7 protein-coding genes and 1 pseudogene are annotated in these 7,742 nt (G+C 44.4%); 7 read left to right on the plus strand and 1 reads right to left on the minus strand.

Features of this window, described 5'->3' with window-relative positions; genetic code table 11:
• Positions 1–85 precede the first annotated feature (85 nt).
• From Q8865_05320 to Q8865_05350, 7 genes and pseudogenes are all read left to right on the plus strand, one after another.
• Entirely contained in the window at positions 86–313 is a 228-nt protein-coding gene (locus Q8865_05320) for a hypothetical protein (protein MDP4152849.1), read from the plus strand.
• Between the two features lie 33 nt (positions 314–346).
• Positions 347–802, plus strand: coding sequence for a helix-turn-helix domain-containing protein (locus Q8865_05325; GenBank protein ID MDP4152850.1), 456 nt, complete (start codon positions 347–349; stop codon positions 800–802).
• Positions 803–819: 17 nt separating this feature from the next.
• Positions 820–1,209: pseudogene (locus Q8865_05330) on the plus strand (TnpV protein).
• A 534-nt stretch (positions 1,210–1,743) separates the two neighbouring features.
• On the plus strand, positions 1,744–2,418 hold the full coding sequence (locus Q8865_05335) for a response regulator transcription factor (GenBank protein ID MDP4152851.1): 675 nt from the start codon (positions 1,744–1,746) through the stop codon (positions 2,416–2,418).
• A complete protein-coding gene (locus Q8865_05340) occupies positions 2,406–3,557 on the plus strand; it encodes a HAMP domain-containing sensor histidine kinase (protein MDP4152852.1) in 1,152 nt (383 codons plus the stop codon). The genes Q8865_05335 and Q8865_05340 overlap by 13 nt, the downstream gene beginning before the upstream one ends.
• A gap of 57 nt (positions 3,558–3,614) precedes the next feature.
• Positions 3,615–4,286 carry an ABC transporter ATP-binding protein gene (locus tag Q8865_05345; GenBank protein ID MDP4152853.1) on the plus strand — a complete coding sequence of 224 codons (672 nt, stop codon included), beginning with the start codon at positions 3,615–3,617 and terminating at the stop codon, positions 4,284–4,286.
• Positions 4,286–6,766, plus strand: coding sequence for an FtsX-like permease family protein (locus tag Q8865_05350; protein ID MDP4152854.1), 2,481 nt, complete (start codon positions 4,286–4,288; stop codon positions 6,764–6,766). Before Q8865_05345 ends, Q8865_05350 begins: the two co-directional genes overlap by 1 nt.
• Before the next feature lie 280 nt (positions 6,767–7,046).
• Here Q8865_05350 and Q8865_05355 read toward each other — a convergent pair.
• Positions 7,047–7,742: ABC transporter permease (locus Q8865_05355; GenBank protein MDP4152855.1), on the minus strand; the 696-nt coding region annotated here is incomplete at its 5' end.

Consider the following 7,742-nt stretch of genomic DNA (forward strand, 5'->3'; position numbering starts at 1 on the left):
AAATGGATTTTATAATGGCGGAGAGGGCGGGATTCGAACCCGCGTGGCGTTGCCGCCAAACTGATTTCGAGTCTTTTCCCATACTGTGCGATACTGGTTTTTGGACAGAACTTTCGGGCAGTTTTGTCCGCGCGAAAAGCCGTATATTTACTTGTTTTTCGGGTTCAAATCCCGCAAATGCCTGATTTTCAGGCAAAGCTCGAATAAGGCTGTTTTCGCAATTTCGGGCAGAACTGAACGCTTTAAGGATAGAACTCCGGGCAGAACAGGGCAGACCAAAACTACAGTGGCAATACACATCGGCAGTCTCTGATACCGACTATTAATTAATCAGAGGTGTATCGCCATGAATAATCAAACAATTAATTGGAACGAGGTTCCGGATATTATTTCTCAGGACGATTTTTATCGTCTTTGCCATATCAGCAAAAGCACCGCTCTTCATCTTCTCCGCAGTGGCAAGATTCCATGTGAGTTTAGCGGCAAGAAGACCCGATGCTATCGAATCCGCAAAGAGGATGTGCGCAAATACATGGAGCAGCGCGCTGTGTTCCCAGAACTGTATTCCGCACCGCAGGGCTGGTACGGTGAGCATTATCAGTCCGCCGTTCAAAAAGAAATGCCGGAAGCGATGCTTCAAGAGATGCGCACATATTTTATTAAGCTGCTGGCAGACTGCCGTGATGTGATGACCACGCAGGAGATTGTGAGGCTTACCGGCTATGGCAGGACAGCCATCAACAACTTGTGTGCAAAAGGAAACCTTAAGCGCAATGTTTGTGCAAAGGACTTTGCTTTATGAAATCACTGTTTGAAAAAATGGGTGGCACCTACCAATGGGAGGGCGATTATCTGCTTCCAAATCTGGAGTTACCGGCCGAAGGAGAAAGTCTTTCTTTCGGCATGTATTGTAGAATATGTATACGCTATCTCAAGCGGTATCGTCGCGCGCTGTATTCAAAGTTGTTGCTTTCAGGCAAACTCGATGATCATCTGCGTGATGTGGACGAGCGCGCAACAACGTAGATCGACGAAATTGTCACCACCATAGCCAAGAAAGATGGTACGGACGATGCACTCAAAGCTCGTGAGCAGCTCCGCTGGATCGGCTTCATGAACAACTATCGCAACTGTGCCGAAGAAATCGTGCTGAAGAAGGTTGTATATGAATTAAACAACATCAAGATTTGCTTCTGTCACCTAGACTGAAAAGTTATGATATATTTGATACAACGCCTAACCGTGTGCGTTTTTTTGTGGGTTTAACTTTGGTGTTAAAACAATCCTGTCAAAAAGCGATACCGAGGTTGCGTTGGCTTTAACTGAAAAAGGGGCAAAGGTATATCATGGCCATAATGAATATCATCGGAAATTGTATCAGTATGTAGATCAAATGCTTTCTCAAGTACCGGAAAGTGATATCGAAATTTTTAAAAATATTATGCATCAACTGGATTTAATCTTAACTGAAGAAAGGTAGTATTTGTTTGCCATCAAGTTAATATGCTTAACTCGCATTATCATATCACCCTATATCATTTTACTGTTCTAATAAGAAAAGCTAAACGATACGATTATGCGCATTATGAAGTTATATATATATGAGACTGGAAAATGATTAGTTTGTAAATTTGCTTTTTCTATATAATTGCATCATACTGTAAGCAGAAAAATAAAGCTTTTGTTGAGAAAAACTTGAGAATTTCATGAGATAATAATTTTCTGCCGGAGGGAGGATGTTATTTGAACAATAAAATATTGCTTGTCGATGATGAAAAAGGCATTGTATCAATGATGAAGAATTATTTTGAAATGTCGGGCTACCAAGTGTATTCCGCTTTTGATGGTAAAGATGCGCTTGAAAAAGTCACCTGCCAGCCGGATATCATTCTACTTGACATCAATATGCCGGAGATGGACGGCATTTCTGTATGCCAGCATATTCGCGAATATGTTTCCTGCCCGATTCTCTTTCTTACCGCGCGTATTGAGATCAAGGATAAAATTATGGGATTTCAGGTTGGTGCGGACGACTACATTGTCAAGCCATTTGACATTGAAGAATTGGGCGCGCGCGTGGAGGCGCATCTCCGCCGTGAACAACGAAAGCAGGAACAATCCGTTGTGCGATTTTTTGACGAACTTGCCATCGACTATTTAAAGCGAGAAGTCACGGTAGCTGGGAATCCCGTAACATTGTCGAAAAAGGAATTCGAAATTGTGGAGTTGCTTTCCATGAATGCCGGACAGGTCTTTGACCGGGAGCGGATTTACGAAGCCGTATGGGGCTTTGATGGCGACGGCAGCAGCGATACCATCATGGAGCATATCCGAAAAATCCGGGTGAAACTATCCGCGTATACGAAACACAGCTATATCGATACGGTATGGGGGGTGGGTTATAAATGGAACGGCTGAAGCAAATGAGTTTGAAGAAAGCTTTTTTTTGCCTGACTTTGCTGTTTTTGCTGATCACCCTCATACTTAGCTTTTTCTCCATATTAGGCATCAGTAAAATTATGCAGCAATATGGGACGTCATTAGAAATGAAAATTGACGACAGCGGTATCATAATACCGCCTGCAACGGCTACCGAGAACGTTCTTCCGCTTTGGTATCATGTTTTGGCAATTTTACAGCTTGCGCTTCCGGTTCTTTTTGTAATAGTGGGTTTATTTTCAGCCGATCTAGTGTTTTATCGCATGAAACTAAAATACTCCCTTGCCGAGTTGCAGGCTGGAGCAGAAAGAATAATGCAGAACGACCTGGATCTTCCTATTCAATCTGTTTCAAAAGACGAGCTTGGTAAGCTTTGCAATGCGTTCGAGGAAATGCGCCTCGCGCTTTTAAAAAACAACAGGGAGCTTTGGCGGCAGATGGAGGAACGCAAGCGCCTCAATGCTGCATTCTCCCACGACCTGCGCAATCCGGTTACCGTGCTGAAGGGCTCCGCAAAAATATTAAGAAAAGGATTATCAAGCGGCACGTTGTCGTCCCAAAACGCGCAGGATTCCGTATCACTGATAGGGGAATATACCGGAAGAATCGAAACATACATTGAAGCGATGAGCAGCGTTCAGCGCCTTGAGGAACTGCAATGCTTGCCTCAAAAAACCAGATTAGAAACGGTAATGAAGGAGCTGTCAGACACCATACATCTGCTTACAATGGATTCCGGAATTGAAGTTGAAGAACAGTTTGAAAAGATGCAAAAAGATGTCTGGATTGACAAGACAATCGTATTTAATGTTGCAGAAAACCTGATCGCGAATGCAAAGAGATTCGCAAAAGCCAAAATAGCGATCGATTTTATGCTGAATGCTGAAACGCTTGTATTATCCGTGCGGGATGACGGGCTGGGCTTTCCACAGGCAATCCTCCAAAAGGGCGCACAGCCGTTTCTCCGTGGTGGTGAAAATCTTGAGCCGAGCTCCCATTTCGGAATGGGCCTTTATGTTTGCCGTCTGTTATGTGAGAAACACGGCGGTTCATTAACGCTGAAGAACACTTCAACCGGAGCGGTCGTAACGGCGGATTTTAAAATTTCAAAAGCTTGAGCGATTCTTGAGAACTCCGCGATATGCTCTCCTTATAATACAAAGGAGAGCATTTTTATGATCATTGAAGGAAAAGACTTATCAAAATATTACGGGAGCGGTGAAAACAAGGTCGTCGCTCTCAATAAAGCAAATCTTGAAATCACATCAAGCGACTTTATTTCCATCATGGGGCCTTCCGGCAGCGGGAAAAGCACCCTGCTTCATATCATCAGCGGATTGGATACGCCAAGCTCCGGTACGGTTACTTTTGACGGAAAGAATATTTATCAAACTGACGATAAAGAGCTTTCAGCTTTTAGACGTCGCAAGATCGGCTTTATCTTTCAGCAATTCAATCTGCTGCCTGTGTTGACCGCAAAAGAGAATATCATCATGCCTTTACTCTTGGACAAGCGTCAGCCGGATGAATCTTATTTGAAACAAATCACCGAATTTTTGGGAATCAGCAATAGGTTATCTCATCTGCCGAGCGAACTTTCGGGAGGTCAGCAGCAACGTGTCGCCATTGCCCGCGCGCTGATTGCAAAGCCAGATGTTATCTTTGCGGATGAACCCACGGGTAATCTGGACAGTAAAAGCGGCAATGAGGTCATGGAAACGCTCAAAAATATCCGGAAGGAATTCGGCAAAGCGCTGGTCATCATCACCCATGATGACCGCATCGCGCGAATGGCAGAACGCCGATTGACCATCGTGGACGGAGCGCTTTCGGAGGTGACGGCATAATGAAATCCTATCACGCGCTGGCGTGGAAAGAGCTTACCGCTCAAAAAATAACGTCCGTGCTCATTTTGATTGCTATTGTGCTTTCCACGATGATGACAACTGTAATCGGACAATCCTGGGGAATTTTACAAGCCTTACGGGAACAGCAGGCCGGGGCGCTGAACGGCTACCGGTATGCGACATTTCACAATCTGACAAGTGCGCAAAAGACGCTCCTTGAGGAAGACAGCCGTCTCTCTTTTGTCGGCAGCAATATCATTCTTGGCACGGCTGGGCTTAAAAGCAGCGGACTCTCTTTACAACTTAGAGAATATGACGAGCAAGGATTGTCGGCCTATCCAACCATTTCACAGCTCAGCAGTGGCCGTCTCCCGCAGAAAGCAGGAGAAATTGCCCTGCCCGAAGATGCCCTCAATTACTTAGGTTTCTCCGGCGATATCGGCGATACAATCACGCTTGATTTAAGCATCTCGCTTCTTCAGGATACAGAAGAAACTTACGAATATAAAGCGGATTTTACCTTGTGCGGAATTCTGAAAAGCAATTATCTAGCGTACGTTTCCGGGATTGTTACCGGAATCGCCGGAAAGGGAACCTCAGAGGAATTGCTCCCTAAAAAGTATCAGGTTTATTCGACCGATTTTCGTACAACAGATAAACTTAGCTTCCAACAAACGGTCAATGATCTTGTCGGCAAAACAGGAGTTTCCGACAAGTGCATTCAATACAATTGGCTCTACCTGAACGCCTTGGGTATCCCCTGTGATAAAGAAAACAGCGGTTCAGACAACGACAGCGGCTTTTCCTACATGGTTATGACCGGTATTGTTATCGGTGCATTGGTCTTATTGGCGGCGGGGCTTGTCATCTTTAACATTTTGAAAATTGCAGTAAGTAAACATATTAAGGAATATGGAACCTTGCGGGCAATAGGCGGTCAGCAGGGGCAGCTTTATCGCTTGGTTGCGTTTCAGCTTGTCCTTCTTTGCCTTATAGGCATTCCGATTGGTGCCGTTTTAGGTGCACTGTCAGCTGGAGGAATTACAAAAGCAGCCACAAGTTTGTTTTCTCCGGACATTTTCATGGTACAAAACGCAGAGGAACTTGGCTCACTCATTGCTCAGAATAGCGCCGGGAAATTGCTTCCGCTGCTTATCAGCGCTGCGATCACTTTGACATTTGCTTTCATTGCCGCCATGCCGGCGGCGCGCTATGCCGCCAAAGTCTCTCCGACAGTCGCTATGAACGGAATAACAAATAAAGTGAAAAGAAAAAATCGAAAGGAAAAACCTGTTCGTCACTTTGAAGCATTTTACGCAAGATTGAACCTAAAACGAAATGTTGTCCCCACCACGATCACAATTCTGTCTTTGATAATGAGTATTACGGTATTTGTGACGCTTCAGTCTTTTTCCACATTACTTGACGCCTCACAGGATGTTCAAAAACTCCACCTGGGCGATTATTCTGTTACCAATGAATCGGTCGGTTTTCAACCGTCTGCTGTGGAGAGTTTAAAATCGCAGGAAGGGGTTTCTTCCGTATACACTTTGAAATACAGCCTTTATATGCAGGATAAAGATGGCACTTTGCCTATCGAAACACGATTCAAACTGCAACCGAGCGAAACACTGCAAATCATAGGGGTTGATGAGGAACGCTTAAAAGCACTGATGCCTTCTCTTACCGAAGATGAAATGCAGACGCTGAAGGAAGGAAAAGCCTGCTTGGTTAAAAACCCCATTGCGATGTCTTATGAAGGAAAACAAATTGCATCAACTTCTTTTGCTGCTGGGAATACGATTTCTGTTGCCCAAACTGAACTAAAAGTGTTTGGAAACTGTGATTCTGTTGGGCTGGACAACCAAGGCTTTGTAAATGGTGTTCAAGTGGTGGTATTTGACACAGTTTATGACAAGCTGACCGGAAAAACCACCTATTCAGAACTCTACCCGGTTTTAGAAAAAGGGGCGGATACAAAAGCGGTGGAACAAAAAATAGAGCAAATCTGCGGTCAAACGGCAGGCAGCCGCTGGCTTTCCTATCAGAATACCAACAAGCAGCTGGAAGAAAGCTATCAGCAGATCAAGCTACTTGCATGGGGGCTGATACTCTTTATCGGATTGATCGGCCTTTTGAACATTATCAATACGACCTATACCAATAACCATACCCGTTTAAGTGAAATTGGAATGCAGCGTGCAATCGGAATGAGTACGGCAAGCTTATATAAGACTTTTCTGTGGGAGGGCGCCTACTATGGAATAATAGCAGGCATCATCGGCTCTGTTTGCGGATATGTCTGCACGGTCTTTGCAAACGCAGCCGCAACGAATCAAATCAGCCTTACTGCGTTCCCGATTATTCCAATCCTTCAAGCAACCACAGTATCCATAGTTGCCTGCCTGATTGCAACCTGCCTTCCACTGCGCCGGATTACGAAGTTAAGCATCGTGGATTCCATCGAAACGGTTGAATAGCTGCGGCTTTCCAAAGTATGGTTGTCTCTTTTATTTGCATTGAGATAAAGGAAAAATAAATATGAATGTGCTACAAAGGCGTCCTTACCAAAGGTAAGGACGCAAGCCGTGGGTCCAAGTACAACTTTGTGTTGAAAGCCTATTTACAAAAAAGTGTCCCGAGTCTACCTTTTTGGCAGAGTCAGGACACGTTTTTCTGTGCTGATTTTATAGTTTAGCAGAGGGCTCTAAAAACCATATTGCTTTTCATTGCTATATCACCTATTTTTATTGCCCATAATCATTTTTTAGATGATTTAACGTTAAGCATCCAACACACTTTATGCAGAGTAAACCTATAGAACGCCCAGATCAACGCACTCATCCCCAGAACAACAAAAAGGCAGTTTATAAGGCCTGAAATCTCGCTTTGGGTAAGCCTATTATCATTAAAAAACATGATCATGCTGTAGAAAATGTAAATCAGTAAGGTGCCAACGAAACCCGGCACACCGAAAACTTTTGAGATCTGGCTTTTTACCGAACGGTAGAGATAGTTTTGCGGTGCCCCAAGATGCCTTAAGTCTTCATAGACCTGATGGTTGTTTATGGCAATGGTCAGACATCTCGTGTAGCCAATGACGAGTACGGCGGCAAAACATACGATTGCAATAAACACGAATAGCAAAAGGAATACGGCATAAGTTGCCACGAAATCGTTCCTGTCAAGGATACGGAACTGGGGTACATATTTCCAGGACTGCTTGAATTCCGCAGAATCCCGCTGTGCATAGTTTATCCTTGCCATTTTGCTTGTATCGCCCCAATATGTCTCTCCTGCTTCGTCGGCAGCGATTTTTTCTACACGGTCATAATACTTCGGAAGTTCACATTCCGGGCCCGAGCGATCCACAATGGCGTTATAAAGCTTCTTGGCGAAGTCATATGTGTGCGGGTCGTTCTCAACATTAAAATAGACAAGCTTTTCGTACCATTC

It is taken from the genome of Bacillota bacterium, assembly GCA_030705925.1.
Taxonomy (GTDB): Bacteria; Bacillota; Clostridia; order Oscillospirales; family Feifaniaceae; genus JAUZPM01.